Origin of the sequence: Microcoleus sp. B9-D4 (genome assembly GCF_036705105.1) — a bacterium.
Taxonomy (GTDB): domain Bacteria; phylum Cyanobacteriota; class Cyanobacteriia; order Cyanobacteriales; family Microcoleaceae; genus Microcoleus.
On the sequence record NZ_JAUBTS010000026.1, the window covers coordinates 56,435 to 81,386 of the forward strand.

24 protein-coding genes and 4 tRNA genes are annotated in these 24,952 nt (G+C 45.4%); 11 read left to right on the forward strand and 17 right to left on the reverse strand.

The features are described from left to right. Positions 1 to 177: 177 nt before the first annotated feature. Positions 178 to 990 (reverse strand): ABC transporter ATP-binding protein, encoded by an 813-nt coding sequence (locus QUB24_RS17175; RefSeq protein ID WP_333154427.1) that lies wholly within the window; start codon positions 988 to 990, stop codon positions 178 to 180. A 212-nt stretch (positions 991 to 1,202) separates the two neighbouring features. On the opposite strand from QUB24_RS17175, the gene QUB24_RS17180 reads away from it, so the two are divergent. The 4 genes from QUB24_RS17180 to QUB24_RS17195 all read left to right on the forward strand — a co-directional run bounded on the left by QUB24_RS17180 (position 1,203) and on the right by QUB24_RS17195 (position 8,011). Then, positions 1,203 to 2,069 carry a HEAT repeat domain-containing protein gene (locus QUB24_RS17180; RefSeq protein ID WP_333154428.1) on the forward strand — a complete coding sequence of 289 codons (867 nt, stop codon included), beginning with the start codon at positions 1,203 to 1,205 and terminating at the stop codon, positions 2,067 to 2,069. Positions 2,070 to 2,244: 175 nt separating this feature from the next. After that, a complete protein-coding gene (locus tag QUB24_RS17185; RefSeq protein ID WP_333154429.1) occupies positions 2,245 to 5,292 on the forward strand; it encodes a HEAT repeat domain-containing protein in 3,048 nt (1,015 codons plus the stop codon). A 4-nt stretch (positions 5,293 to 5,296) separates the two neighbouring features. Further along, on the forward strand, positions 5,297 to 6,070 hold the full coding sequence (locus QUB24_RS17190; RefSeq protein WP_333154430.1) for a Uma2 family endonuclease: 774 nt from the start codon (positions 5,297 to 5,299) through the stop codon (positions 6,068 to 6,070). A 72-nt stretch (positions 6,071 to 6,142) separates the two neighbouring features. Next, positions 6,143 to 8,011 carry a tetratricopeptide repeat protein gene (locus tag QUB24_RS17195; protein WP_333154431.1) on the forward strand — a complete coding sequence of 623 codons (1,869 nt, stop codon included), beginning with the start codon at positions 6,143 to 6,145 and terminating at the stop codon, positions 8,009 to 8,011. A gap of 209 nt (positions 8,012 to 8,220) precedes the next feature. Here QUB24_RS17195 and QUB24_RS17200 read toward each other — a convergent pair whose 3' ends face one another. Then, entirely contained in the window at positions 8,221 to 8,856 is a 636-nt protein-coding gene (locus tag QUB24_RS17200) for a L,D-transpeptidase (RefSeq protein ID WP_333154432.1), read from the reverse strand. A gap of 671 nt (positions 8,857 to 9,527) precedes the next feature. Between QUB24_RS17200 and QUB24_RS17205 the strand changes: the two genes are divergently transcribed. Beyond that, the gene (locus tag QUB24_RS17205) at positions 9,528 to 10,034 is read left to right on the forward strand and encodes an autotransporter (protein ID WP_333154433.1); all 507 of its coding nucleotides are present in this window, start codon (positions 9,528 to 9,530) and stop codon (positions 10,032 to 10,034) included. A gap of 318 nt (positions 10,035 to 10,352) precedes the next feature. Continuing rightward, on the forward strand, positions 10,353 to 11,699 hold the full coding sequence (locus QUB24_RS17210) for a sorbosone dehydrogenase family protein (RefSeq protein ID WP_333154434.1): 1,347 nt from the start codon (positions 10,353 to 10,355) through the stop codon (positions 11,697 to 11,699). 336 nt (positions 11,700 to 12,035) lie between these two features. Here QUB24_RS17210 and QUB24_RS17215 read toward each other — a convergent pair whose 3' ends face one another. The 4 genes from QUB24_RS17215 to QUB24_RS17230 form a co-directional block, all read right to left on the reverse strand. Continuing rightward, positions 12,036 to 12,602 (reverse strand): DUF924 family protein, encoded by a 567-nt coding sequence (locus QUB24_RS17215; protein ID WP_333154435.1) that lies wholly within the window; start codon positions 12,600 to 12,602, stop codon positions 12,036 to 12,038. 282 nt (positions 12,603 to 12,884) lie between these two features. Then, entirely contained in the window at positions 12,885 to 13,241 is a 357-nt protein-coding gene (locus QUB24_RS17220) for a peptidoglycan-binding domain-containing protein (protein WP_333154436.1), read from the reverse strand. 129 nt (positions 13,242 to 13,370) lie between these two features. Further along, entirely contained in the window at positions 13,371 to 14,009 is a 639-nt protein-coding gene (locus QUB24_RS17225; RefSeq protein WP_333154437.1) for a ThiF family adenylyltransferase, read from the reverse strand. 12 nt (positions 14,010 to 14,021) lie between these two features. Beyond that, positions 14,022 to 14,849, reverse strand: coding sequence for a hypothetical protein (locus QUB24_RS17230; protein WP_333154438.1), 828 nt, complete (start codon positions 14,847 to 14,849; stop codon positions 14,022 to 14,024). A gap of 152 nt (positions 14,850 to 15,001) precedes the next feature. Here QUB24_RS17230 and QUB24_RS17235 point away from each other — a divergent pair, with 152 nt between their 5' ends. Next, positions 15,002 to 15,394: a DUF4189 domain-containing protein gene (locus QUB24_RS17235; protein WP_333154439.1), complete on the forward strand. Its 393-nt coding sequence runs from the start codon at positions 15,002 to 15,004 to the stop codon at positions 15,392 to 15,394. 141 nt (positions 15,395 to 15,535) lie between these two features. On the opposite strand, the gene QUB24_RS17240 is transcribed toward QUB24_RS17235, so the two are convergent. Next, positions 15,536 to 15,877 carry a hypothetical protein gene (locus tag QUB24_RS17240; RefSeq protein ID WP_333154440.1) on the reverse strand — a complete coding sequence of 114 codons (342 nt, stop codon included), beginning with the start codon at positions 15,875 to 15,877 and terminating at the stop codon, positions 15,536 to 15,538. Between the two features lie 342 nt (positions 15,878 to 16,219). Between QUB24_RS17240 and QUB24_RS17245 the strand changes: the two genes are divergently transcribed. Further along, positions 16,220 to 16,582, forward strand: coding sequence for a DUF433 domain-containing protein (locus tag QUB24_RS17245; protein ID WP_333154441.1), 363 nt, complete (start codon positions 16,220 to 16,222; stop codon positions 16,580 to 16,582). A gap of 73 nt (positions 16,583 to 16,655) precedes the next feature. Here QUB24_RS17245 and QUB24_RS17250 read toward each other — a convergent pair whose 3' ends face one another. The 7 genes from QUB24_RS17250 to QUB24_RS17280 all read right to left on the reverse strand — a co-directional run bounded on the left by QUB24_RS17250 (position 16,656) and on the right by QUB24_RS17280 (position 22,547). Next, positions 16,656 to 17,849, reverse strand: coding sequence for a hypothetical protein (locus QUB24_RS17250; RefSeq protein ID WP_333154442.1), 1,194 nt, complete (start codon positions 17,847 to 17,849; stop codon positions 16,656 to 16,658). Positions 17,850 to 17,912: 63 nt separating this feature from the next. Continuing rightward, positions 17,913 to 19,352: a hypothetical protein gene (locus tag QUB24_RS17255; RefSeq protein WP_333154443.1), complete on the reverse strand. Its 1,440-nt coding sequence runs from the start codon at positions 19,350 to 19,352 to the stop codon at positions 17,913 to 17,915. Positions 19,353 to 19,518: 166 nt separating this feature from the next. Further along, positions 19,519 to 20,001, reverse strand: a complete 483-nt coding sequence (locus tag QUB24_RS17260) for a hypothetical protein (RefSeq protein ID WP_333154444.1) — start codon at positions 19,999 to 20,001, stop codon at positions 19,519 to 19,521. Between the two features lie 409 nt (positions 20,002 to 20,410). Continuing rightward, positions 20,411 to 20,611 (reverse strand): hypothetical protein, encoded by a 201-nt coding sequence (locus QUB24_RS17265; protein ID WP_333101629.1) that lies wholly within the window; start codon positions 20,609 to 20,611, stop codon positions 20,411 to 20,413. Between the two features lie 124 nt (positions 20,612 to 20,735). Beyond that, positions 20,736 to 20,936 (reverse strand): radical SAM protein, encoded by a 201-nt coding sequence (locus tag QUB24_RS17270; RefSeq protein WP_333154445.1) that lies wholly within the window; start codon positions 20,934 to 20,936, stop codon positions 20,736 to 20,738. Between the two features lie 347 nt (positions 20,937 to 21,283). Then, on the reverse strand, positions 21,284 to 22,246 hold the full coding sequence (locus tag QUB24_RS17275) for a GNAT family N-acetyltransferase (RefSeq protein WP_333154446.1): 963 nt from the start codon (positions 22,244 to 22,246) through the stop codon (positions 21,284 to 21,286). Positions 22,247 to 22,473: 227 nt separating this feature from the next. Further along, a tRNA-Lys gene (locus QUB24_RS17280) sits at positions 22,474 to 22,547 on the reverse strand. A gap of 276 nt (positions 22,548 to 22,823) precedes the next feature. On the opposite strand from QUB24_RS17280, the gene QUB24_RS17285 reads away from it, so the two are divergent. Continuing rightward, positions 22,824 to 22,988, forward strand: a complete 165-nt coding sequence (locus tag QUB24_RS17285; RefSeq protein ID WP_333154447.1) for a ribbon-helix-helix domain-containing protein — start codon at positions 22,824 to 22,826, stop codon at positions 22,986 to 22,988. Between the two features lie 77 nt (positions 22,989 to 23,065). Continuing rightward, positions 23,066 to 23,296: a hypothetical protein gene (locus QUB24_RS17290; RefSeq protein WP_333033740.1), complete on the forward strand. Its 231-nt coding sequence runs from the start codon at positions 23,066 to 23,068 to the stop codon at positions 23,294 to 23,296. Positions 23,297 to 23,942: 646 nt separating this feature from the next. Here the strand turns inward: QUB24_RS17290 and QUB24_RS17295 are convergent. Then, a tRNA-Ser gene (locus tag QUB24_RS17295) sits at positions 23,943 to 24,028 on the reverse strand. A 92-nt stretch (positions 24,029 to 24,120) separates the two neighbouring features. Here QUB24_RS17295 and QUB24_RS17300 point away from each other — a divergent pair. Next, positions 24,121 to 24,819, forward strand: coding sequence for a homing endonuclease associated repeat-containing protein (locus QUB24_RS17300; RefSeq protein WP_333154448.1), 699 nt, complete (start codon positions 24,121 to 24,123; stop codon positions 24,817 to 24,819). On the opposite strand, the gene QUB24_RS17305 is transcribed toward QUB24_RS17300, so the two are convergent. Together QUB24_RS17305 and QUB24_RS17310 are read right to left on the reverse strand one after the other, a co-directional pair. Beyond that, positions 24,792 to 24,866, reverse strand: a tRNA-His gene (locus tag QUB24_RS17305). The two genes, QUB24_RS17300 and QUB24_RS17305, sit on opposite strands and share 28 nt — an antisense overlap. 6 nt (positions 24,867 to 24,872) lie before the next feature. Beyond that, a tRNA-Ala gene (locus QUB24_RS17310) sits at positions 24,873 to 24,945 on the reverse strand. Positions 24,946 to 24,952 lie beyond the last annotated feature (7 nt).

The following is a 24,952-nucleotide window of genomic DNA, read 5'->3' on the forward strand; positions in this document are numbered from 1 at the left end:
TCTTAAGAGGACTGGCAGATTCATTTAAGGGTAACTATTAATTTTACTCGTTAATCGCTCCCAGGCAGAGCCTGGGAACGCATAGCGAGAGGCTCTGCCTCGATTTTTCCTGTTGCCAAACGAGACCGACCCTGTAGATATCGCTTCCCCGCCCCAGCCGGGGAACATTTAGAATTTCTAAGTTTCATCTCCCAAATAAGCCTCAATTACCGCCGGGTCATTCCTCACAACAGCAGGTTCTCCCAAAGCAATAAGCTGACCGAAATGCAAGACAGCAATGCGATCGCACAATCCCATAACTAGCGGTACATGATGCTCGATCAATATTACAGTTAAATTGAATTGTTGGCGCACTTCTCGGATAAATTCGCTTAATTTGTGCTTTTCATTGGGATTCATCCCCGCTGCTGGTTCATCTAACAAGAGTATTTGCGGTTCTAGGGCTAAAGCGCGAGCAATTTCTAAGCGCCTCTGGTCGCCGTAGGGCAAGTTTTTGGCTTGTTCGCCCGCGCGATCGCCCAATCCGACTAAATCCAACAATTCTAAGGCTTTTCGCTGGGTTTTGCGTTCCATTGCGTTAGATGCTGGCAAGCCGAAAATCCCCGCCAGCACCGATAAAACTGGATTGCCCGATCGACTGTGGATGTGTCGGGCGATCGCCACATTTTCCACAGCAGAAAGTTCCCCAAATAACCGGATATTTTGAAAAGTTCTGGCTATACCTTTATTGGCAATTTGATAAGGCTTCAATTGGGAAATATTTTCATTTTGATAAATCAGATTGCCACTAGAAGCAGGTATCAGTCCAGTCATGAGATTAAATAGAGTTGTCTTGCCTGCGCCGTTAGGGCCGATTAATCCAAAAATTTCGTGTTTTTCAACTGTAAAAGATACGTTGTTTACAGCAATTAAACCACCAAAACGACGAGTTAATCCTTTGGCTGCTAAAACAGGATTGCTTGTTGAGAGGGTAAGGGGTTCGGAAATCATAAACAAATCATAGAATATAAGATCTCTAATTATGCCTTAGACTGCGGAATGTTCTTAAAGTATCCGCTTTTTAAGCAGTATTTAGGGCGATCGATTTCACCACAGACAAGCACAAATTTAGATCGCCCGGAGTCCTGAAACAGTTTGATGAGAATGTATACACAATTATTCAAATGGCTGAGACGGCTCATCAAACACAAGGATTCTAGCCCATGACGAAGCACTGCCGACAAAGATTAGCTGCCGTAATTGCCCTCTCGTTTCTATCTTTCACATCCCCTTTGCTATTGACTCGCAATGCTGCGGGTGGAATTGGGGACGAACCCACAGCTAATCGCAAACAGATTGCCTTCCTCACCGAGAAGTTAAATATTAACGATGAAACGGCACTTGATGCAGCTATTAAGCTGTTACGAAAAATAGGTGAACCAGCCATCCCTGATTGGATGGAAGCTTGGCAGGATCAGAATTTGTCAGTCGGCCAGAGTGCTGCTGAGGTTCTAAGACAAATTGGTCTTCCTGCTATTCCTGCCTTTGTCAAAACATTGAAAGACTCAGATGTGTCGGTGGGTGCAGAAGCTAAAATTGCACTGCCGCAGCTAATTCTGTTGCTGAAAGACTCCGATGCAACTGTGCGTAGCCGTGCAGACTATGCTTTGGGAAGGATGGGTGCAGAAGCTAAAACTGCTGTGCCACACCTAATTCTGTTGCTGAAAGACTCCGATGCAAATGTGCGTAGCCGTGCAGCCAATGCTTTGGGAAAGATGGGTGCAGAAGCTAAAACTGCTGTGCCGCAGCTAATTCTGTTGCTGAAAGACTCCGATGCCACTGTGCGTAGCCGTGCAGACTATGCTTTGGCAAGGATGCGTGCAGAAGTTAAAACTGCACTACCACAGCTAATTTCCCTGCTTCAAGACTCAGATGCAACTGTGCGTAGTAGTGCAGCCTCTGCTTTGGGGATGATTGGTGCAGAAGCTAAAACTGCACTGCCGCAGCTAATTATCTTGCTGAAAGACTCCAATCCAAATGTGCGTAGTAGTACAGCCTCTGCTTTGAATAAAATCCGTGCAAAAGCTTAAACTGCAATGCCATAGCTAAGGAATAAAAAATAAAGAAGGTGACTAATATAGCAATCCTAAATGATTATACTCGTTACCAGGCAGAGCCTGGGAACCAGTTAAACCAGTGTGATGAGAATGTAGATACAATTTTCAAATGGCTGAGACGGCTCATCAAATACAAGGATTCTGGCCCATGACGACGCGCTACCGAAAAAAATTAGTTGCCGTAATTGCCCTCTCGTTTTTATCTTTCACATCGCCTTTGCTGTTGATTCGCAGCGCTGGGGCTGAAAGTGTCAGCGCACAAAAAGCTAGTTCCAAAGAGATTTCCTCCCTCATTCAGAAGTTAAAGAGCAACGATGAAAGGGAAATTGATGCAGCTATTGAGAAGTTAATAAAAATAGGTGAACCAGCTATCCCCGCTTTGACTGAAGCCTTACAGGATAAGAATTCGCTAGTCGGTCGAAGTGCTGCCGAGGTTCTCGCAAAAATTGGTCCTCCTGCTATTCCTGCCCTTGCTAAAGGCTTGAAAAACTCAGATCCATTTGTGCGTATCATTTCAGCCTCTGCGTTAGAGAGAATTCGTGCAGAAGCTAAAACGGCTGTGCCACTGCTAGTTCCCGCGCTTAAAGACTCCGAGGCAAGAGTGCGTAGCAGTGCAGCTTCTGCCTTGGGAAGTCTCGGTGCAGAAGCTAAAACGGCTGTGCCACAGCTAATTCCCCTGCTTAAAGACTCCGATGCAAATGTACGTTTCACTGCCACCTCTGCCTTGGGGAAAATCGGTACAGAAGCTAAAATGGCTGTGCCACAGCTAATTCCCCTCCTTAAAGACTTCAAGGCATACGTGCGTGGCAGTGCCGCCTCTGCCTTGGAAAGTATCGGTGCAGAAGCTAAAACTGTTGTGCCACAGCTAATTCCCCTCCTTAAAGACTCCGATGCAAGTGTACGTTTCAGTGCAGCCTCTGCCTTAAAGAAAATCGGTGCAGAAGCTAAAACTGTTGTGCCACAGCTAGTTCCCCTGCTTAAAGACTCAGATGCAAAGATGCGTAGCAGTGCAGCTTTTGTCTTGGGAAGTATCGCTGCAGAAGCTAAAACTACTGTGCCACAGCTAATTCCCCTGCTTCAAGACTCTCAGGCAGATGTGCGTATAAGTGTAGCCTCTGCTTTGGGGGATATCGGTGTAGAAGCTAAAACTGCTGTACCACAGCTAATTCCCCTGCTTCAAGACTCTCAGGCAGATGTGCGTATAAGTGCGACCGAAGCTTTAGGGAATATTGGTGCAGAAGCTAAAGCTGCTGTGCCACAGCTAATTCCCCTGCTGAAAGACTCAAATCCAGTTGTGCCTAGCCGTGCAGCCTCTGCTTTAGGGAAAATCGGTGCAGAAGCTAAAGCTGCCGTGCCGCAGCTAATTCCCCTGCTTCAAGACTCTCAGGCAGATGTGCGTAGTAGTGCAACCTATGCTTTGGAGAGTATTGCTCTTAGCCTTCAAGAAAAAGCAAAGACGCTAACTTCAGCGGAGTTAAATCAGGCTGTATCAAACTTAGAATCAGCCTTGAAAATTTTGGCAGAACCTAAAGCTGACTCACAAACAACGATCGCAAATCTCCGTGCATACCTCAGTATTCTCAAAGCCGAACAAAACGCCCGCTTATTCAATGTAATTACCCAGAATCAATGGGTAGCAGCAACAATAATTTACCTAATCTTCTTCCCCTCCCTGTGGTTTGCAATCCTCCGGCTGCGTCCCCTATGGCTGCTGCGAATCAACGACGCACTCAAACCCTACGAATTTAAACTACCTGAAACATGGGGCGGTGCTCCGGTGCGAATTCGCGACCTTACCTTTATCAGTTTTTTTATTTACCGTCCCAGAGTTCTAGATTTCTGGGTGTCAGCCCACATCGAAACAGTCCGCGAACAATTTGCTCAACGAAATACAGTCAAAAGCCACGCTACTTACATCCCAGTTTCTTTTGAATTAGACGAAAAAAAACTACCTCAACTTAGGGGTCAAGATTTGCCAGCAATTTTTACCAAAAAGCGAATCTGTCTGCTCATCTGGGGTGAAGGCGGTATCGGCAAAACTAGCATCGCTTGTCAAATTGCAGATTGGGCAATGGAACCCGATAAAACCCAACGCCTCTGCAAACACCTGATGATACCAATCTTGATTGAAGAAGAACTAGACAGTAAAGTCGCCGCAGGCAAAAATCCCTTCTTTGAAGCCATACGCGGTCAACTAAAATCTATCACCAACCATCCCACGCCCATTGCTGAAGAACTGCTGCAAAAATTGCTACAACAGCGCCGTATCCTAGTAATTGTTGACCACTTTTCAGAAATGGCAGAAACAACTAAAAAGGAAATTGACCCTAATGCTGCCGATTTTCCCATCAATGCTTTGATTGTGACTTCGCGACTTGATTCCACAATGGGTAAAGCCAACAAAAACACGCTTCACCCGCTGCGAATTGAGGGATCGGAACTATCAGCTTTCATGGAAAAATACTTAGACAAGCTAGGGAAATTAAATCTTTTTAACGGTTCGCAATTTCATTATGCCTGCGGCGATTTGGCTAAACTTTTAGAGGAAATCAGAATTCAAGGCCGAAGTACAACTGTATTGTTTGCCAAACTATACGCCGATGTGTTGGTCGCGAAAATGGAAGGCAACAAAAGTGGTAACTTACCTGAAAATATACCAGATTTGATGCTGTCCTATCTGAACGAACTGAACCGGGACATGGTAGAAAATAAATTGACAGATATCACCGTTCACGAAGATGCTAAATTGCTCGCTTGGGAATGCCTGAGACTCACTTATCGACCCGCTAGCACTAAGATTCCAGATGCCATCAATGCGCTATCTGTATTTAATTCACAAGATGTCGATAGACGCTTCAACTATCTCCAAGAAAAACTCCACCTCATCCAAACGAACGTCCCTAGCAAAGAGAATGTCCGGTTTGTACTTGACCCCGTAGCGGAGTATTTAGCAGGATTGCATTTAGTCGATATTTATGGTGAAGATGAAAGCAAGTGGCGCGATTTTCTAATAGATGCAGACTTTCAAAATTCGCCAGAGGCAATTAAAGGTTTTATGTTAGCAGTTCGTGATTGTTATTTAGCCAAGATTCCCGGTGCAAAAGATACCGACTTTCTGCAGCAAGAAATCACATCGCGCTATAATATTACAATTGCCGTACCGCTTCAATCTCCTCAAGCCGTCTCGCCCGGGTAATCTTATGACGATGTACGTACCGGATTCGCAGCATTCCCAGACAAAAGTCCTCCCTACGATGTACGATCTACCCAGTGAAGACCCGGAGGAACCCGGTTTGCCTGACGAATTCCACGACTTTCAACCCGAACTGCTGCGTCTAACCTGCCGCCCCGCCAATCATCCGCCAGAACAAATATTTATAGCGACAGACCTCAATCTCTACTACGATTCTAACCATCTCAATTGGTACAAAAGACCTGATTGGTTTGTCGTCTTGGGGGCTCCGAGATTTTATCGAGGTGACGAATTGCGCCTCAGCTACGTGATGTGGCAAGAAAATGTCAGTCCTCTGGTAGTAGTAGAACTGCTGTCACCTGGAACTGAAGATGAGGATTTAGGAATCACAGAAGAAACACGAAATAAACCGCCTACTAAGTGGCGAGTTTACGAACAGATTTTGCAGATTCCTTACTACTTTGTTTTCAGTCGGTACAACAATCAACTGAGAGTATTTCGCTTGATTGGCAATCGTTACCGCGAACAAGTTTTAACCGAACCCAGATTCTGGATACCGGAATTAGAATTAGGTATAGGTTTGTGGGAAGGTTGTTATCAAGGTTGTTCGAGGTTGTGGCTGCGCTGGTACAATGCTAGTGGCGATTGGGTTCTGACTCCAGAGGAGTTTGAAAGGCAGCGAGCTGAATTAGAAAGTCAGCGAGCTGAATTAGAAAGTCAGCGAGCAAACCGATTAGCCGATCGCCTCAGAGCAATGGGCATTAATCCAGAGGAGCTGTAAAATTAAATAGCAGCATGAAATTGTGCAAGCTGCAAGCGCTGTCCATAAAAACTTATTAACTAAAAATAAATTATGCCAGACTCTACCTCACTGCGCGATCGCTACCTAGCCCTAATCGACAAAATTGTCGAAATCACCCTCAAAGGTCAAATTCGCTCCAAAGAACAAGTTTATCAAATGCTGGTGCAAGACATTAGCACCGGTACTGGCGAAATCTTTGAACGCTGTTTCGGCGAACGCCTTGATGCTGCCGAAAATCAACTCAGAAATGAAAAAGACGAAATCAAACAAGCAAAGGCAAATCGCAGCCTCCGAGCTCTCAAAACCATCCAAGGAGAATGGGAACGCTGGCAGAAAGATAACCGCGTCGATCGCGCAATTGCCTCCTCAATTCAACAAATAGTTAGTGCCGAATCTAACGCCCGCCTCTTGGCATTATTGCAAGTAATCGATCCGAATAAAGAACATCCGCTGACTCTCGCTCAATTGCAGCAATTGGCAAAATCTCTGCACCAACAAATGCTGCAAACTGCTAATCCCGAAACCGAACAAGATTTGCAGCAAATCACCGCCGGCATCGCCAAAGGTTTAGAATCTTGGCAGCGTTTGGAACCGGAACTTGTGGGCTGGATTTATCAGCCGCAGCAGCTAGGATTTGCCGGTAGTCCCGAACAAAATGGGCCTTGGGCTTTTTGGGCAAAAAAAGTTAACAGTCCCTTTCCCCAGGCTCTTTTGAATACTATTGCGCTAGGTGAATCTGTAGTTCAATTCGCAGCCCAGCAATCGAATTTAGATTTAGGCATATTGGTGGAAGTGGCGATTATTTTGCAGTGCTTGCAGCGGGCGTTGGCGACATGGTTTGACAAGCAAGTTTATGATTCCAAAGTGTCAACAAAAGCTTCTATTTCTACTTACATTACTTTTGCGGTAATTTGGAGTCAGCTAGCTAGTGGGTTTAATAATTCTACCAAGAGCGGCGAGCAGTTGGCAAATGCTTGTTTTCAAGTAACTTTGCAAATTTTGCGTGCTTTTTCTCAGCGAGAATATTTTCCGCTTTACGGCGGGATTTTCGCTTCGTTTGATGGTAAAGCTCTGCGGCATACTTTGGATTATTTAGACGAACCGCTGCGCCGAGTTGAAGGCACTCAAGCGAAAGCTCGGATTCTGACGCTTTTGGGTTATTCGATGCAGGCAGCAGGGGCCTACGAGCGATCGATCTTGCTGCACAAGCAAGCGCTGGAAATTGCCCGTACCGAAGGAGACAAAGCTTGCGAAGTTGCCAATCTCAATCACATCAGCCGCAACTATGTTGCTCAAAAAAATTATCAGGAAGCGATTAATTACAGCCAGCGGGCTTTAATTATGGCACGACAAGCGGGAGAGCGGCAAGGCGAGGCAAATGCTCTGGCTAATTTGGGTTACAGCGAAGTGTTTCAAGCGCGGCAGTTGGAGGAGGTGGCACCGGAGGTTTACGAGAGTGCGATCGGTTATTTGGAACAAGGTTTGTTGCTATCGGAAAAATTGGGAGACAGGCAAAGTCAAGCTTTTTGTTCCAGCAGTCTCGGTATCGCTAAAATTGCCCTGGAAAATGCTGAAGGTGCGATCGAATATTTGCTCAAAGGTTGGCAAGCGGCTCAATTCTCAGGGGATTTATATTTGCAAGGTCTGAATTTGGCTTACTTGGCTCAAGCTTATTACAGAATCAACTCACTAGAACAAGCGATATTTGCAGGTAGTTTGGGGATGTATACTTTGGAGCAAATTGGTGCGATCGAGTGGCGTCAATCGGCTGGTTTGTTGACAATTTTGCGGGGTCAAATGGGGGCGGAATCTTTTAAACAAGCTTTGGCTAAAAGTCGAGCGAATATCATTCCGGCGATCGGTGTTGATGGCTACGATTACATCCCGGAGTTGCTGGAAAAATATCAGCAATCTATTTAACTCTTTGTTGGGTAACAGGCTGAAAAGCCTGTTGCTGAGAGGGGTGCAAAATGTAAGTTTTAACTCACCCAATAGCTGCATTATCAATAAGTCTTTCATGGGCGGACAGGATGCCCAACCCCCTACTCCCCACAACCCAATTTAAGTATTTGTGGAACAGGCATCTTGCCTGTTCCTGGATATTTTTATGCACCCCAATCTCCAAATAATTAATGCTCAACTATCACCGGTGTACCAACTGCGACTTTCTCAAATAAAGCCTGTGCGTCTTTATCAAACATTCTGACACAGCCGTGAGAAGCCGCCCCCCCGATCGACTCTGGATTCGGAGTACCATGAAAACCAATCACATTCTTGCCATCCGTCCAAAACCCCATCCACCTACTCCCTAATGGATTGTCTGGCCCAGCAGGAATAAGTTCTCCTGTCCAAGGATTTTGCCAAACGGGATCTTTGATCATTTGCATAACTTTAAAATTGCCTGTAGGAGTTTCCCACCCCCCTTTTCCCACAGCAACCGGGAAACTGGTTTGCACCTTATTTTGTCGGTAAACATAGACGCGGCGTTCTCGCAATTTCAGCACTAAACGCACTTCCTCAATAGGATTTACCGCAGGCTGTGGTTCCTGGGGAATATAACGAAATGGTTCTCCCAAGGGCGGCAGTTCTGGGGTTCCGAGATTGGGCAATTTTGTCTCGGATGTGGGCCGCTGCGCTGCGATCGCACTATTACTTGAATTAGCCACCACTTCGGCAGTCGCCTGCTGCTGTATGCCCACCGACAGCGCGGCTGCACTCAAGCTAAGCACAATTAGCTTATTAAATAACAATTTGCTGTTCACCATTTTTTTGTTCGCTAAACTCCTAACCAGCAGTTCCTACAAAGTTCCTATCTAATTATCCGCCAACCGCACCAGATGAGAAAAATTTTGAGATGGCTTTTTGACGGCAACTGCGCTGTACAGTTTTTAGTTTAAATTCCACCACTGATAACTTGTAACTCAACACCAAGCTTAGGCAATAATACCAAAACAACAACGTTTTTATAAGCTCCTAAGTGGAGTTACGCAATAGAATGTCGTGAGAAAACCCGGTTTATGCGTAAATAGTGCCAGAAAATGATTAAATTTGACCTCCGACTAATTTGATTTTTTAGCCATGTCCGATTGGCGATCGACTATTCAAACTATGGCGCTGCTCTATCCGGCAAGCACAATCTGTCTTTGGGTAGAGTTCCCCCCAGCAACAGTTAGGTGGGCGGAAAAAAAACTGCAACGGTCGATCGAATAAACTCAATATATCACGGCAACACTCTAGAGATGCCAACCGCTGAACTTGTTGTAAATCGGGAACTTATGATGTAAAATTTAGTCTTTCAATACTTGTTCGATAATCTTTTTTTGAGATTGTCATAAATTTCCTACTCTGGGGATTAAACTGGATTAGGTATAGAGGTTGGGACTTTCGTGCAGCGGAAGCAAACCCGACCCTGAATAGCAGTTAATGTGAGGTTTCAATGCGTCTTCAGAACATCAAATTATTGACAGGTGCAACACTGTCGGTGGTAATTTCGGCGGTCTCAGTAAATCCTGCGATGGCTAACCCTGCAACTCAAATAGCCCAAACGCAGACCACCACAACAGCAAACACTACAACCATTGTCGGTTTTGTCAAAAGTATTGTCGGCGATGTAGTAACTATTCGCGAAGAAAGCGCGCCGTACAGGACTCTCAGGATTCAAAGATGCGTCCTGAGAATTATTGGTCTAGTACCGGGAATGAAAGTCAGAGCCACCGTCGCCGGATCTCAGATACAAAATATCGCGGTGATCCCCGATTATAAGGTGGTAGCCACAACGGTTGCTCGTCCCGCAACCCCAGCACCGGCACCGCGTCCGGCCCCAGAACCGCCACCTCGTCCGGCTCCTCGTCCGGCTCCTCGTCCGGCTCCGGCTCCGATTCCGGCTCCCCGTCCAATTCCGGCTCCGGCTCCCCGTCCGGCTCCTGTGAGAGGACTTTGGTAGAGCTAGGTTATACCATTTGAGATTTGAGATTTGAGATTTGAGATTGGGAATTGGCAATGACAATCAAGCAATTTGATCCGGGGCCCCCGGATTCATTCGTGGGGTCGCGTTCTTCAATCTAAAATCTAAAATCTAAAATCTAAAATCGATTGACTGATCAAGCTCAAGGTTTGGATCACAGGCATACAATTGCATTCTTTTTTGCAACTGGTATCAGTAAATGGAATTAAGCTTAAGCCACCGCGCCGGCGGTGGCTTAGCTGTTGAATAGCAGTTAGAATAATATAATTGTCCAGCAATTGTGGAGAAATCGCTGCTATGTATTCCCTGCGTTTCTTGCTGCTAATTCTGCTGTTGCCGATGATTGCGTGCGATCGAGCTACAGATGCGATCGCCCCTGCTGTGGGCGACAACGGCCCCCTGTCGCAAATTCCCTCCCGTGCACCGGTGACAAATGTTGGGACAAATCAAATTGTACCGACCAAACCGCTGTCGCCGCAGCCAATCCGTATTGTTGCAACTACTTTGCCGCAGCCAGGAGCCAGCGAAAGCGCCTCAAAACCTCCTCAAGTAATACCGATTCCCGCATCGCCAGTGCTGCGAGTGCCTCCTGGCTTTGTCGTCAACGTTTTTGCTGACAATTTAGACGCTCCCCGATGGCTAGCTTTGACGCCTACAGGCGATGTTTTGGTAACAGAAACCCGGCAGAATCGGATTACGCTGTTGCGAGATGCCAACGGCGACGGCGTTGCTGAGGTTCGCAAGACTTTTGCAAGTGCCCAAAACGGGTTAAATATTCCCTTTGGTATGGCTTTTGCCGATCGCTATTTTTTCCTCGGAAATACCGCTGAAGTCCGCCGATTTCCCTACACAAAAGGGCAGGAACAATTAACTGGTACTGGTCAAAAAATTGCTGATTTACCGGGCGGCGGCTACAACCAACACTGGACGCGAAATGTTGTGGTTTCCCCCGACAATAGCAAGCTTTTCGTCTCAGTTGGATCGCAGTCTAATGCTGATGTCGAACCGCTGCCGAGGGCGTCTGTTCAAGTGATGAATTTGGACGGCCAGAACCCGCAAATTTTTGCTTCCGGTTTGCGAAATCCGGTGGGATTGGATTTTCACCCAAAAACCAATCAACTCTACACGACAGTCAACGAACGCGACGGTTTGGGAGATGATTTGGTGCCGGATTACTTGACAAGAATTCGTCAAGGCGAGTTTTACGGCTGGCCTTACACTTATTTTAAGCCGAATTTGCTCGACCCGCGCCACGCCAGAAATGGCAATAGCGATCGACCTAATTTAGCGGCTAAAACATTAATGCCGGACGTGTTGTTTCAGGCGCACTCGGCGGCTTTGGGGCTTCAGTTTTACGACGGCAAAACGTTTCCCAAAAGATTCCTGAACGGGGCATTTGTGGCGTTTCGCGGCAGTTGGAATCGCAACGCTGGAACTGGTTATAAAATCGTGTTTGTACCTTTTAATGCGGCGAACGGACGCCCTCAAGGTTATTATGAGGATTTTCTGACTGGTTTTCTGACAGATCCGTCGGGCCCGAAAACTTGGGGACGGCCGGTTGGTTTGCTGGTTTTACCTGACGGGAGTTTGCTGTTTACTGAGGAAGCGAACAACCGGATTTATCGGGTGCAGTATCGCCGCTGAGGATTGGGCGTTCGATAAATTCTTCACCCTCGTATACTTTTTGTTGAATCAAGAATTTATCTTCTTTTCTAATTTCATATCATGTCCGATCGATTAACCATAATATCCCGGTCGGGGCGGGTTTTTGAGATGGTCAATTATTGGCAGGTATTTTTGGCTCACGGGCCCCTACCAAAATCGGGGTCGCTCGACCGGACATAATTTCACTATTCAATTTGAGATTCGCTGGGTTGCGGCGGGTTTTGTAAAGAGATGGCTGTTGGTTCTGATTGCGCGCTAAAACCGCCTCTACAAGTCTCGAATATATCAGAACGATCGAGGTTTTGCGATCGCGCTTTAAAATCCCGAACCGGGTTGTCTCAGAAACTCGGCTTCTTCGGGGGTTGTTTCGCGGCCGAGAATTTCATTGCGGTGGGGAAATCTCCCAAAACGCTCGATTATTTCCAAATGCTGCATCGCGTATTCAATGAGTGAATCGCTGTCAGGTTCGCCGCTGAGTTGGCGAAATAGTTCGACAGATTTTTGCTGGTTTTCTAAGTTTTCGCTGTGTTGAAAAGGGAGATAAATAAACAATTTTTGTACAGTCAGCAATTCGCGATCGAAGTTATGATTAATAGCGTATTCGGCGGTGGCTAAAGCTTTGCTGTCTGTGGCGAATGCTTGGGGCGTCCCGCGAAACATATTGCGCGGAAATTGATCGAGCAGTAGAATTAATGCGAGGCAATTTTCGGGGGAATCTTGCCAGGAGTCGAGTTTACCGGAGGCGGCTAGTTCGTATTGCTGCAGAAAGCCCGATCGCACTTTGGCATCAAAATTCGCATCTTTTTCAAACCATTTCTTGTGGACTTTGCCAAACTCAGGAGAGTGCGATCGACCAAACCAAAAATCTAAAACTTCATTCATTACCAATCTAGTTAGCCATTAATTATTGATGGCTATTTAGGTATCTGTAGTTGCACAAAACCTACTTGATGTGCAACTACAAATCCCAAGGATTAATTATTACCAAAGATGACTCCACCCAAACACAGGTACTTGCTTTCCGACGCTATCGAGGGTCGAGAAAAAAAATTAGATTACAGAGTTTAAGCTTCCAGATTCATCTGTTATCGAGTAAATCTAAAATCTAAAATCTAAAATCTAAAATCGACTGACTTAGGAACCTTTGTTGTCCGGTGCTTAAAGTTACAAACTAGCAAACAGTCTGTCCCAAGTTTTGCCTCCCACAACTCCGTCTACAGGAATATGAGCTTGCCGCTGAAATCTTTTCACTGCATCTTCGGTTGTCGGACCGAAAACGCCATCAATTACGATCGGGTGTGCGGACAAGCCCCGCGCGTTCAACAACTTTTGCAGTTTCTTCACATCTTCCCCTTTCGAGCCGCATTTTAAAATCCTTTTATGGTGTCTCACTACTGGTTGATGGCAATCATCAGTGTAGCAAACTGCGGAGCCCGCTGCATAGTTGGCTCTACTTGTGCCCGTCAAAACTAATAGACCGAGAATTGCTAGTAAATAATAAAAAGTCTGTGTTCCTGCCATACTTTCCCTGTTAATTTTCTCAAGCGTTTTTTGCAATTTTGACGATTGTTTGAGAGTGAGAAACCTGGTTTATGGGATGGGGCATCCCATCTCGATTCACCGGGTTTCTGGCAACAGTCAACCGACATTCTACAATATAAGTGGCTTTACTGCAAAATCTCCGATCGTGCAAGTTAAATTTTGTTGCTCTTTGGTAGCAGCAAAGGTAACAATTACTTCGCAGGCAACTGCAACCGTCAGCATTACCAAGTTTCGCGCCAGCGGGTAATCGCAAACGTCATCATTTGCCGCTGAAGGAACCCGATAGTGTTGGTTCCAAATTATTTCGGAGTAATCGGCAGCTAATCCGACGTGCACGCAGGCAAGGGAGACACTCGCACAGTAATCTTTGACTGCTTGCCGCCCGACACTGTTATCAAAAGTATCGATGACTGTGGCGCTGACAGCAAGCAGCCGATCGGCATTTGCGGGTGTCAATTCTTTTGAGTGCGCGTCAATGCTGACTCCCAAAGCGCGATAGAGGTTGTTGGCAAGAATTTTGGCTTTGAATGCGCCGATGTCCGATCGATAATAGGGTTGAGTGGAAAGGTTGCGTTCCTCAATGCGATCGCGATCGATGACTTTTAACTGACAAAAGCCCGATCGCGCGAGATTTTCTGTTATATTCGCACCCAAAGCGCCCGCGCCGCACACCGTTACCGGGAAATTTTTGATCTGCGACATCACGGCGGCACTTCTGTAAAGTTGTTCGTGAAAAAATATACTCATGGTAATCAAGAATTAGCGATTTTCGACTACTCCAACCAATGAATGCAAGTCGAAGTCTTTGTCCAATCCGCTAAGACAAATGCCAGCACTCATAACTGTCAAATCATTTTTGGCGATCGCAGAAGTGTGATGTTCTCCGGTTCCGCTAGTCCATTCAACCAGCCAATAATTTTCGCGATCGAAAAAATCCCGCAATTCACCGCCGCCCATTTTCAACGCCCGCTGCAAGCGCTTTTCTTCCCGCACTTTCGGATCGAAATCTTTAATATTTCGGGACACCAATTGGTAAACAGTTCGCATGGACGGCGTCATCCCTTTAAAGCGAACTTCTTGAGGCAAAATCAACTTTTTTAAAGCTGCTTTCAATTCCTCAGACGGCAGCGGATCGGCGCGCCTGTCAATCTCTTCAAACCACAAACAATGACCGTCCCAGCGCGCAACAATCGGCTCAAACTGCGAACCTTCTGTTACTAAATGGACTGGTACGGGTTTCGCAACACCTGTGCGCTGTTTAGCATCAGATTCGTTCACAGGATAAGCCAGCCATGTTTGCCCTTGCAGCACGTAAGCCAAGTGCAAGCGAACGGGGAGGAGGAGTTGCAAATACTCGGCCACTTGCGGCAAACTCGGCTCCTCAATTACCGCAGCAATTCTATCATTTACTGGCGCAAAAATAGCCCATCCTTCAAAGTTGCGTGGCTGCGGTTGAAAAGTATAAACCATTGAGCTAACTCTTATCCGCACGCTTCCCCCGCGCACGCAGGGAGCCAGGAATTGGGTATCGAGTAGCTGCCCTTCTTCGGCCGCAAGTTGGCTGAGAATTCTGCGAATATCTGCCAATGGATTGACCTCCGTAATCTTACTTATTTTACAGAACGCACTTTTAATTAAAGCCAATACAAAGAATTGTAAACACTCTTGACACGAAGGAATATCCTAATATAATATTGAGCGAGGATATAATTTTAACCTTGTAAATATCTCAAGTAAATATGCTGCCAAAGCTTTTTTCTAAGTTGGTTGTAGTGACAGCTCTGACACTTCCTATTTTGGGATCCGCCCAGGTAGCTAAAGCTCAGACCACCTATGGAGCTACTGCTTATTCTGCGACTTCTGGCGCCACTGGTATTAGTTGGAATCATGATTCACAGAGAGGAGCACTAAACGCAGCAGTAGCCGCCTGCAATGAAGAATCAGGAGGTGCTGACGACTGCGAAGCGCTGACCTATAATACCGATAATTGTGGAGCGATCGCATTAGGCGAAGGAGGAGCAGGTGCGGGCTGGGGTGACGACAAATCAGCAGCAGAAGCTCAAGCTCTCGCCGCTTGCAGCGAACTAGAGGGTGGCCGTTGTAAAGTGAAGCTTTCAGCTTGCAACGAATAATTAAACTGATAAAAATCGGTCGGAGTTGTTTATATTTTCGCTGGTAAAACAGCTTATAAAATGGTAAGTGTAAAGTGTTCTTCGGCGCACCTTACACTTACCATTCGGCTAAGAGTAGGGTGCACCTGGTGCACCTTACAGTTAATCTCCTACTTCGGAAGTAACTGCATCTGGTGGCAGCAAACTTTCTAATCTATCTTTAGACCAGTATTCAGTAGGATAAGCGAGTGCAATAATATCAGAGAGTCGAATCAGCCACGTAACTTGTCCGTAAGCATCGATATTTTCCGCCTGTTCGTTAGGGGGAACTATCACCAAAAGTTCCGCAAACTCCCCGAACAAATTAATCGGGATGCCACCGAAACTGCTATTATTTGTTTTAATCCAAACTTTACTGCCTCGATCGAGAGCTTCTTGGAGTCGCTGGCAGATCAAACTAGATTTTTTGACCTGGGATTTTTTGGCTTTCGACTTTTTTCCCATAGTTTTAAGAAGTTAAAGTAGTTGTATTGTGGGTTGCACAGTTCCTTGAACCGTGGGTTGAGATTTAGCGCGATCCTCTTCGTTGGCGTAGCCCCCGTAGGGGCAGGCTGCGCTAACGCGGTTTGGTATTGAAACGGACAAAATGAAAAAGGGATCTCGCCCCGTCGCTACCCCATTACTCTAGTCTATAAGAAAGTGCTGTACTGCGATCGTAATAACAATTTAATCGCAAAATCGCGAAATGACACCAGTTCCCAAAAAATGCGACTCTAGCCAAGCTTCAAACCCTTAATTCATCAGTGATTCCCAATCTAAAATCTAAAATCTAAAATCTAAAATGGTATGACCTACGGTGGCACTGTTACAAAGTCAGTCAACGATGCCCGTGTTTCTACTGTGTCCAAATGCAGTATAATCGGCGGAATCTTCCCCAATCGTTTAAGTAAAACAATGGACTGGCGAAACCTCCTTCATCCAAACCCGAAAGCTTCAACAAATCAACCAGCAGCACCAGAAACTCGATTATCTGTAGAATTTTTGCTAGGGCTCTTTGCTGCGGGATGGACACAACAGCAGGTGTTAGAAAAATATCCCGCACTGACTTCGGAAAAGTTACGCGCTGCTTTGGCAGGTGCGGATTCCCAGTTAGTCTCATCCATCGCTAATCCAGAATTACAAGAAATTATCGCTCAAATTAGAGAATAATTTACAATGCTAACACCTGAAGGATGGCGGGTTTTTTTTCGTTTGCTGCTGAATGTCTGCGTATATAAAAGTTCTACTTGACACGATAATTCCAGGTTTTGATAGCTAAATCTATGAACCATCCTAAATTAAAGTCTGTCTCCTTTTGGTAAATTTCCCACCATTCCCTAGTAGTGCTATCAATAGGTGGAGTAATTCCTTTAAGGAGATACAAAAGTAAGAAAAAAGTATTATGATTATAACCTAGTGCAGCTTGCGTCAAGTACATATTAGGTTTACACCATTTTAACATTCCATGCCTAGTCATGCCTGAATATGTATTAGGTTGAGGTTGCTCTTTTAAGTTGATAGTATCTTTGGTACAAACAACCCATTCTATAGAAGAATTTGGAGAAAAAGGGTTGACTACTTTTTTCAAAACAAATCCAAATCGAGTTATCGGTGTTTTGGTATTTTTATTAACGGCTGTTGGCAACCAAAGAAATAAAACGATTCCGTTAGTAGTGTTAGTTATTTCTGCCAGTTTTGTGTGGTTCACTCCATCACCAGTTCCATACAATATTTTTCTGTAAGTGGTACTAACCATTTCTTTTACTTTTGGCTGAGACAAAAGCAAAGTTCGCAACTTCAGAAAATCTGTATGATAGTCTGGTGGGAGCCTACCTACAAAATTGCGAGTAAAAGCAGGTAAACTGCTAATATCTAAATTAGGAGAGATTTCTGGCAACCCAAATACAGGGTAAGAAATTTCATAAATTTGACTTAATAGTTTAAATTGACCTGAATTATGGTGATTTTGTACAGCAAATTCCCAAAAACAAAAATCTTCTTCAAATTTTGAAGCTTCTTTGTCTGTGTAATTATCAGCGTGAAAACTCGGTGCGATCGCTATCATTTTTACTGGTAATGAATAGTCAATTTTATCATCAAAGCATTTATTGGTGATAATAGCTTTACGATACCGAGTTAGCTGCGAAACTAATCCTCGATCTTCTTCATTTTTCAACTCAATAATTATCGGCTGCTTTTCGGATTTGGTACAGCACAATAAATCGCATCGCTGCATTTTTACAGTATGCTGTCTTTTGATTTTAATTAGCGAGGGAAATATTTCATCAAATTTCTCATCTATATAATCTTCCAAATCCATCTCGGATTGAAACCTGATTTCACCACCAATATAAATTAACTTGCGATTAGCAGTTTTTACCCTCTCATTAAACCTTTTACCTTGGGTTGATAGATGTTTTGCTTTGAGGTATGGCACAGTAGCTATCCCATAAAGTGAGCATTGCCCGTGAGCTTAACTCACGAGCCATGCCTAATCCTATCACTTGTCATCCCTCACAGGCAGCGACGTGTCCAGAATTTCCATCAACAATTCCAGCCGCGAAGGACGGCTCAACATCGGCACTAAATTCGGTAAGGAGTAATAATCACCCGCAAACGTAAAGGTTTCCACCGATACTTGTTTGTCCTTCAATTGCTTCTGGACATATTGGCACCAAGAACCAACTCGCACAATCACAACATCAGGATTTACCCCCAAACTGCGGCAGTAATTCTGATAGGCATCTGCAAAATAAGGTGCAGCGTTTTCGCCTTCATCTGTTACGATAATGAATTGCTCGACAACCTGCTTTTTAATTCGCATTGCTTCCACCGCGCAACCGCAACTTGTGCCGCCGCCACTGCGAATGTGCTTGAAAGCGCGTTCCCAGTCTGTCAATTCGCTGCCATTTGCTTGCACTGGATACGGCATCGTGTCAAAGGCATAAACGAACAGTGCAGCCTCGGAAATGCCGGAAATCAAAGCAGCGAGACGCTTCCCAACTTCGATCGCACTTTCCATCGAACCCGACTTGTCAATCAACAAACCGGTTGCTTTCGCAATCTTGCCGCGCTTCTTCACCTGTTCGTTTGTCACCGCTTCCAGCTTCGCCGCCGTTGCTGCGTCGAAGTTCGCGCCCGCGCCCGCAACACTCGCTTTGTAAGCAGAAACCCGATCGCACTTTGCGGCTTCATCCAGCTTCGAGTCAATCAACTGCTTGACTTCGGCGTGATCCATCGCCCCGCGCGACTGAATCGATTTCAAATTGTTGATGACTTCCTGCGGCGACATCGAGTTAATCAGCGCGGCCAAAACCGTTGGCGTTAGCTGTTTGATCCCACCAACTGCGATCGTATACGGAATCTTGTACTCAACAATCAAATTCGCCTGTTCCGCAGGTGTCGCCGCTTTTGCTAACTGCTTCAAAACGAATGCCAGAGAGTCTTCCGGCGGATTGTCTTTAAACAGAATAGCATTAGCGCGATCGCTCGGCTTGACGTGCAGCGTTGCGTACAAATGCTTCATCGCCTTGCGGTTGCGGATGGCAGCGCGATCGAAAAACTGTGCATTCTTTTCCCGCGATTTCAGATAGCGAGTGACAGCAGTGCGTGCGCTGCGGGGCACCTTATTCTGGTGCTGCTTCATAAAGTCCACAACCCGTGAAACCTCGTAGGGAGGGAACTCTTGCAGCATCATAAAACCGGCATCTCGGTGTTCCGTCAGCGCCGAAGTCAGCAAATTTCCGGCAAAAACTTCCTTGTGATCGCGCACGTTGCCGTGGCGTTGATACCACACTGCTAAATGACCGTAAAAAATTGGGTCTAATTCGATAATTAACTTGTGAATTTCTGCCACCTTTTCCAGTTGACGGTGAGGAGTGGTGAGCAGACTGTTGAGCATTTCCAAACGTAAATCGCGCTCTAATACATTCATATTCATTGGTGTCACCTAATATTTTGCACCTATCGCCTTAGTCCGCCAGGGATTGAAATCCCTGGCTCAAAGCTAAAGTCCTCTTAAGAGGACTGAAATGCGTGTTTAAAAATGTATTTTCTGTGATTAAAAACCAACAAAAACAAATATCTTTAGTCCTCTGAAGAGGACTTTAGCTATTAGACAGGGATTTCAATCCCTGGCGGACTATTTCGGAGTCGAGTGACTTCAAATCTGGTTCAACCCAATTAATCCGAGCTTCCCAAGACATCAGCCGATCGCGCGTGTAGTAGCGAAATGGTAAATTGCGATCGGCATATTTTGCAATCAAACCGTTAGCCAGATGTACGATCGAGCGATTTTGACTTTCATCGGCGAGATATCGGCGAATAGTTCGCACCCAAAACAGGGTTAGCGTTTCGTGATACCCGCTGTTTTTTGTGGTTTCAATTCCTTGAACCGAGTTGTAACGTTTAATGCCATTGCGAATCGCATTTATCGCTTCTTGCTCCGAGTCATAACACAGATACCACAGAGCAACAGTTAAATGTGCTTCGTGCGTCCATTGACTTCGCGACAGGTTGCCTTCTTGGAAGGCATGAATCAGACTGTCTATCTCCTTGGGCGATCGGTAAATTGCCAGTCTTTTTCTCATGGCTAATACCCAATTTATTCTTGAGGACGGAAGTCTTCAATACAAACAGGATTATTTAATTATTATCCTGAATTAACAACAAAAGGTTATAGCGCATAAAAAGTCACTTCGCGCAAGTTAAGAAAGCCGTTGTTCATACGCAGGAGTAGAACCTACGACTTCTATTTTCAGAGAAATGCCCAATCAAGAGCTAGTATGTAGGCTTCCTTTGTTGGGGCGCGAAGTGGAACTTTTAAGCGCCGGATAGATATAAAAAATTCAGCTATAAAAGGCCGCGCACAAGTCAGAGAAGCTTTAGCCTCGCGGCAAGTAGGAATTGAACCTACAATTCGATTTTAAGTCGAACGTATCCAGTTTGTAAGCTTCTTTAGTTGGGGTGCGCTGCCTAATACGTGCTTTCAGTGAATTTCTAGCCGTAAACGGCTTCTGGGCGGACAATTAAATCACCGCTGGGACGCCGATCGAGCACGTAAGACTCGAAGCGAGATCCCTTGACATCAAAATGATTAGCCAGACGTTCCTTAATAGCCTTGTCGCTCATTCCTGCCGCGATACCCAGTTGGTCTTCGGCCAGATCGTAGGAACGTCCTTCAAAACGAATGTGAACCATTACCGATACCTCCTAGAGCAATTTTGGATTTTGGATTAGTAGCTTATCTGCTCTCGACTTTGGCTTTTTGTGAGACGCGGGCAAATTGCCAGTATCGGTAAAGATTCACGAAATCTAATAATCTTTACTGAAAGAAGCGCCGTTCTAAATGATAAGCTTGTTTGATATTGCGGATTTCCTCAGCCTTTTTGGTTGATTGAAATCTGGCTGAACTTGTCTGTTCTGAATCCGCATGAAATTCGTTAAAATTAGACTGATTTCGTACAATATCTGACTCTGCCCGAGTCAGTTTGTAACCGAACAGTCTCGTATAAAGTAACAACATGACCATCGAGTCTATGTTACAAGACTTTCAAATTGATGTTCGTTGAAATTTTGAGCAATATTTAGTTGTCAAGGTTCAGAATTTGCACGGAAAATACAGGTTTTTGCTTGTCCTGCGCTTTCCATATCTATATACTACAATTGTACTACACAAGTGTCAAGGGGGTAGCAAAAGTTTTTTTAGATCGGATATCTTGCACTATTGTCAGGAACAGGCTTTCCGGCCTGTTCCACAAAGAATGAATTTGATTGTGGGGAGTAGGGGTTGGGCAGGAGAGCCCGCCCATAATTAGATAGGACTTATGCACGGGTAGCCAAAAACCGGGTTGTTTCACCAAAAAATATCAATCAAACATCCTTAACATAGGAAATGCTGTCGCGAATATTGTGGAAGCCAGCAGACTCGTAAAGTCCCATCGCACCTGATGGATTTTCAGCATCCACGCCGACAATAGCAGTAGCCACACCGGCAGCTTTCAGCCGATGCAAACCAGCGAGCAACATCGATCGTCCCAATCCCATTTTGCGGAAGCCGCGCCGAGTGCCGAGACAAGCAATCCAGCCTTCATTGCGCCCGGTACGATCGCACTCTTGCACACTAATCTCGCAGTAACAAAAACTGACAAATGTGCCGTCATCAGCAACAGCAATCAAGTCTAAATCATTTCTGTAATCGGGTTTAGCTAACTCGTGCTTAAATTTATCCACCGTTAAATCGTGATGATTCCAGTGATCGATAAACGACTGGTTGAACATTTCTACCCAAGCAGCCGCATCCTGTTCGCCGGGGAACTGACGCAGCGCGAAACCTTCGGGAAAGTGCGGTTCTGGGATCGGTTCAGAGAGCGATCTCGCCATTCGGCAAAAATAGCGATCGACCTTAAAACCATTACTTGTCAGCACAGAAATGCGATCGCAATCCTCAGCGCGAGCGTAGGTTCGCAGCTTCACGCGCCCGCCCCGCATGGCAGACACTTCGCGCATCCGCACTTCACCCCAGGCGATCGCGGCTGCTTCCACATCGCCTCCGCGCGCGTCGGGGTGAACGCGAAACCACAGCCAACCGTCAATTACTTCGTCCGGTTCAGAAACGGACAACTGAGCAAAACCGATTAATTTTCCCTCCGCATCTTCCCAAAGGCGGATATCGCGGGCTTTGTCTAGGGACGGTGCGTTAAATTCTTGTTGCAATTCCGAGATGGAAGTACCTTCATCGAGCAGATCGACTTTTTCGCAAGTATTGATTAAATGGGCGATCGCATCTAAATCGCGATCGCCCCCATAGCAGCGCGCCGAGAGATTTGCCATCATAGCTAATCACCATTTCCTGTTGTTATTCAGTTTAAAAATAGCTTGGGCGATCGCACTTTTATCGATCGGGCGGGTCGATTCACATTAAAAATCCGACCACGCAAACACTCACAGTAATCCAACCGCTACCGCCATTGGCTGCTATCGTGAGCGCAAAATGAGTGGAAAACGACAAACTAGAGACAGTTTAAAGTCTCAAAGCCTTGTGAGTCGTATGTTATTGGGGATGGGAGTAGAAGGACTTGAACCTTCGACCTTGAGATTAAGAGTCACCTGCTCTAACCAACTGAGCTATACTCCCGCATCTAGAATAGTATAACACAATATTTTAATTTTCGCATACTTCACCTTTTTTATTAAGTTGTTTGGTTACTGCGTGCTTCTGAATGTAACTAATAGATCCGATCGCTCCCTTGGTTAGAGATTTGCGATCGACCTTTTTATTTGTTAGCGCACAGTTTCGCAGCAGCAGCCATTTTATCGCGCTGCGCCCGCATCCCTACAGACGAGCGCAGTAAGGTGCGATCGGTACTCCGAAAGAGGATAAGCTGGTGTCAACTAAACATGACTGCTTGAAATGGCTGACAAAGAAGAGACTGCTGTGATTAAAGTCACAGTTCCCAAGCGTTTGCACGAAAAACTGAGAAAAATCTCCCAGCAGACAGGAGTTCCTATGTCCACTCTGCTAGTCATGGCGGCTATCAAGGAATACAACCTCGTGGAGGAAACTGAAACTAAGTAACCATTAGTATACTTTAAGTACCCTTGGAAGGTACTATATGGTACAATCCAGGAATAGTCAACCCTGGAGGTGTGCTTGTGACTCAAGATGAACTCGAAGCCCTTGTCGATGAACTCGGCTTAGTGTCAGTCGTCAGCCTGCTGGCAAATATCTGCCACAACAAAGCCCGACAAACCTTGTGCCTGAAAGGACAAGGGGCTACTCCTTATACCGCTTGGAACAGCAATGGCTTCTTGCTGAAGCAGTTGATGACCAGACTGCGGCCAATCGGCAGCTACGATCGCGATTTAGACCTCAAGAACAACTGAGGTTCTGAGGTTCAACCCGTGCAAGTGCGTAAAGCATTGGTTTTAGTCGGTTAACAGCCGAGTATGTATGCTTTAACTGTTAGGGCACGGGTTGAAACTCTTCGATTTGGACTTGAACCTTGAATGGAGAGGACGGGACTCGAACCCGCATCAATCGACAGCAACTTTCAGGAAACGCGCTTCCTTACTGCCCGCCAGCAGACGGGAACTGCCCCCATCTCGGACTGTTAATTCCTTTCAGTGCCTCCGCAACCCGCTGCCAGTTTGCGTTTTCAGGGAGCGTCGCGAAGCAACTTTTTACCCTACTCAAAAAACCCGATCGTCCTTTTGGGAGCCAATTTTTCAAAGTTTTTACGGTGCCATTCCACTTAGGCGACCTCCCCATAATTTTTCTCAGTATATGAGAGCAAAGCTCGTGAAAAAATTAACCATAATTCTCCCTTATTTATATATAAAATCATAAGAAATCCACCGAGGAGGTACTGCCCCTCCTATCCCCGCGTTATCAGCACGATGTCTCGCTTTTTGACTTCCGGTGGGTAGTAAAAAGGAAGATGAAGGAATCGAACCCTTACGACATCGCTGTCGCACCACAATTTTCAAGATTGCTTGCCGTCCACTCGGCGGCATCTTCCAAGTTGAATAACGGAAGCTGGAGGAGTCGAACCCCTACAGTTGTTAACTGCACTCCTGTGTTCGAGACAGGTTGCCGTCCTCTCGGCAGCAGCTTCCCAAATTTTGGGTGTATAACGACTCTTAAAAATTTTTATTATTAATACACACCCCATTTAAGAGTAAGATGGCAATACCTTTAAAAGCTTGTCATGCAAATCACTCAAGATCAACTAATAAAATGGTTCCAAGAATACTATCAGTCTCACGGTGAAGTTCCTGCCTTAAATAAAGTTAGAGATAAAAGTATTCCTTGCCCAGTAACACACAATACAGTAGTCAGAAAATTTGGAAGTTGGAATAATGCTTTGAAAGCAGCAGGCTTACCGTTATTTGTCAAACCAATCCTAGCGAAGGAAGTAGTTTGTTTTACCTGTGATAAGGTTTTTTATAAACAAAGACACCGACTACAAGAGGGCAAACCAGATTTTTGTTCAAATTCATGTGCAGCCACTTACAAAAATTGCCATAAAAATTATGGAAATCGACGCTCTAAGCTTGAATATTGGATTGAGGAGCAGCTTTTAAACCTTTATCCAGAGATAGAAATTTATTTCAATCGCAAAGATGCCATAAATGCAGAGCTTGATATATACATTCCCTCTCTAAATTTAGCTTTTGAGTTAAATGGCATTTTCCATTACGAGCCAATTTATGGGGCAGAAAAACTAGCGTCTATTCACAATAATGATAGTCGCAAGTTTCAAGCCTGTTTAGAAAAGGGAATTGAATTAGCCTTTATTAACTGCTCTCAACAAAAAAAGTTTCAGAAATCAACCTCTCAAAAATACCTTAATATCATAACCTCCATTATCAATTCAAAGGTGTCCGACGGGCCTCGAACCCGCTAATAACTAGCTTCACAGGCTAGCGTCTCGACCGCTTCGACTTCAGACACCGGAAGTGGAGTCAAGGAGGATCGAACTCCTGGCCTCTTGCGTGCAAAGCAAGCGCTCTACCAATTGAGCTATGACCCCGAAACGA

Excerpts from the sequence above, each read along its gene's own strand:
- QUB24_RS17285 (WP_333154447.1), top strand. The coding sequence starts at position 22,824 with ATGGCTGACAAAGAAGAGACTGCTGTGATTAAAGTCACAGTTCCCAAG.
- QUB24_RS17180 (WP_333154428.1), top strand. The coding sequence starts at position 1,203 with ATGACGAAGCACTGCCGACAAAGATTAGCTGCCGTAATTGCCCTCTCG.
- QUB24_RS17175 (WP_333154427.1), bottom strand. The coding sequence starts at position 990 with ATGATTTCCGAACCCCTTACCCTCTCAACAAGCAATCCTGTTTTAGCA.
- QUB24_RS17225 (WP_333154437.1), bottom strand. The coding sequence starts at position 14,009 with ATGAGTATATTTTTTCACGAACAACTTTACAGAAGTGCCGCCGTGATG.
- QUB24_RS17245 (WP_333154441.1), top strand. The coding sequence starts at position 16,220 with ATGACCTACGGTGGCACTGTTACAAAGTCAGTCAACGATGCCCGTGTT.
- QUB24_RS17300 (WP_333154448.1), top strand. The coding sequence starts at position 24,121 with ATGCAAATCACTCAAGATCAACTAATAAAATGGTTCCAAGAATACTAT.
- QUB24_RS17195 (WP_333154431.1), top strand. The coding sequence starts at position 6,143 with ATGCCAGACTCTACCTCACTGCGCGATCGCTACCTAGCCCTAATCGAC.
- QUB24_RS17275 (WP_333154446.1), bottom strand. The coding sequence starts at position 22,246 with ATGATGGCAAATCTCTCGGCGCGCTGCTATGGGGGCGATCGCGATTTA.
- QUB24_RS17260 (WP_333154444.1), bottom strand. The coding sequence starts at position 20,001 with ATGAGAAAAAGACTGGCAATTTACCGATCGCCCAAGGAGATAGACAGT.
- QUB24_RS17255 (WP_333154443.1), bottom strand. The coding sequence starts at position 19,352 with ATGAATATGAATGTATTAGAGCGCGATTTACGTTTGGAAATGCTCAAC.
- QUB24_RS17185 (WP_333154429.1), top strand. The coding sequence starts at position 2,245 with ATGACGACGCGCTACCGAAAAAAATTAGTTGCCGTAATTGCCCTCTCG.
- QUB24_RS17265 (WP_333101629.1), bottom strand. The coding sequence starts at position 20,611 with ATGGTTCACATTCGTTTTGAAGGACGTTCCTACGATCTGGCCGAAGAC.
- QUB24_RS17215 (WP_333154435.1), bottom strand. The coding sequence starts at position 12,602 with ATGAATGAAGTTTTAGATTTTTGGTTTGGTCGATCGCACTCTCCTGAG.
- QUB24_RS17220 (WP_333154436.1), bottom strand. The coding sequence starts at position 13,241 with ATGGCAGGAACACAGACTTTTTATTATTTACTAGCAATTCTCGGTCTA.
- QUB24_RS17270 (WP_333154445.1), bottom strand. The coding sequence starts at position 20,936 with ATGTTGTTACTTTATACGAGACTGTTCGGTTACAAACTGACTCGGGCA.
- QUB24_RS17190 (WP_333154430.1), top strand. The coding sequence starts at position 5,297 with ATGACGATGTACGTACCGGATTCGCAGCATTCCCAGACAAAAGTCCTC.
- QUB24_RS17240 (WP_333154440.1), bottom strand. The coding sequence starts at position 15,877 with ATGGGAAAAAAGTCGAAAGCCAAAAAATCCCAGGTCAAAAAATCTAGT.
- QUB24_RS17210 (WP_333154434.1), top strand. The coding sequence starts at position 10,353 with ATGTATTCCCTGCGTTTCTTGCTGCTAATTCTGCTGTTGCCGATGATT.
- QUB24_RS17205 (WP_333154433.1), top strand. The coding sequence starts at position 9,528 with ATGCGTCTTCAGAACATCAAATTATTGACAGGTGCAACACTGTCGGTG.
- QUB24_RS17235 (WP_333154439.1), top strand. The coding sequence starts at position 15,002 with ATGCTGCCAAAGCTTTTTTCTAAGTTGGTTGTAGTGACAGCTCTGACA.
- QUB24_RS17200 (WP_333154432.1), bottom strand. The coding sequence starts at position 8,856 with ATGGTGAACAGCAAATTGTTATTTAATAAGCTAATTGTGCTTAGCTTG.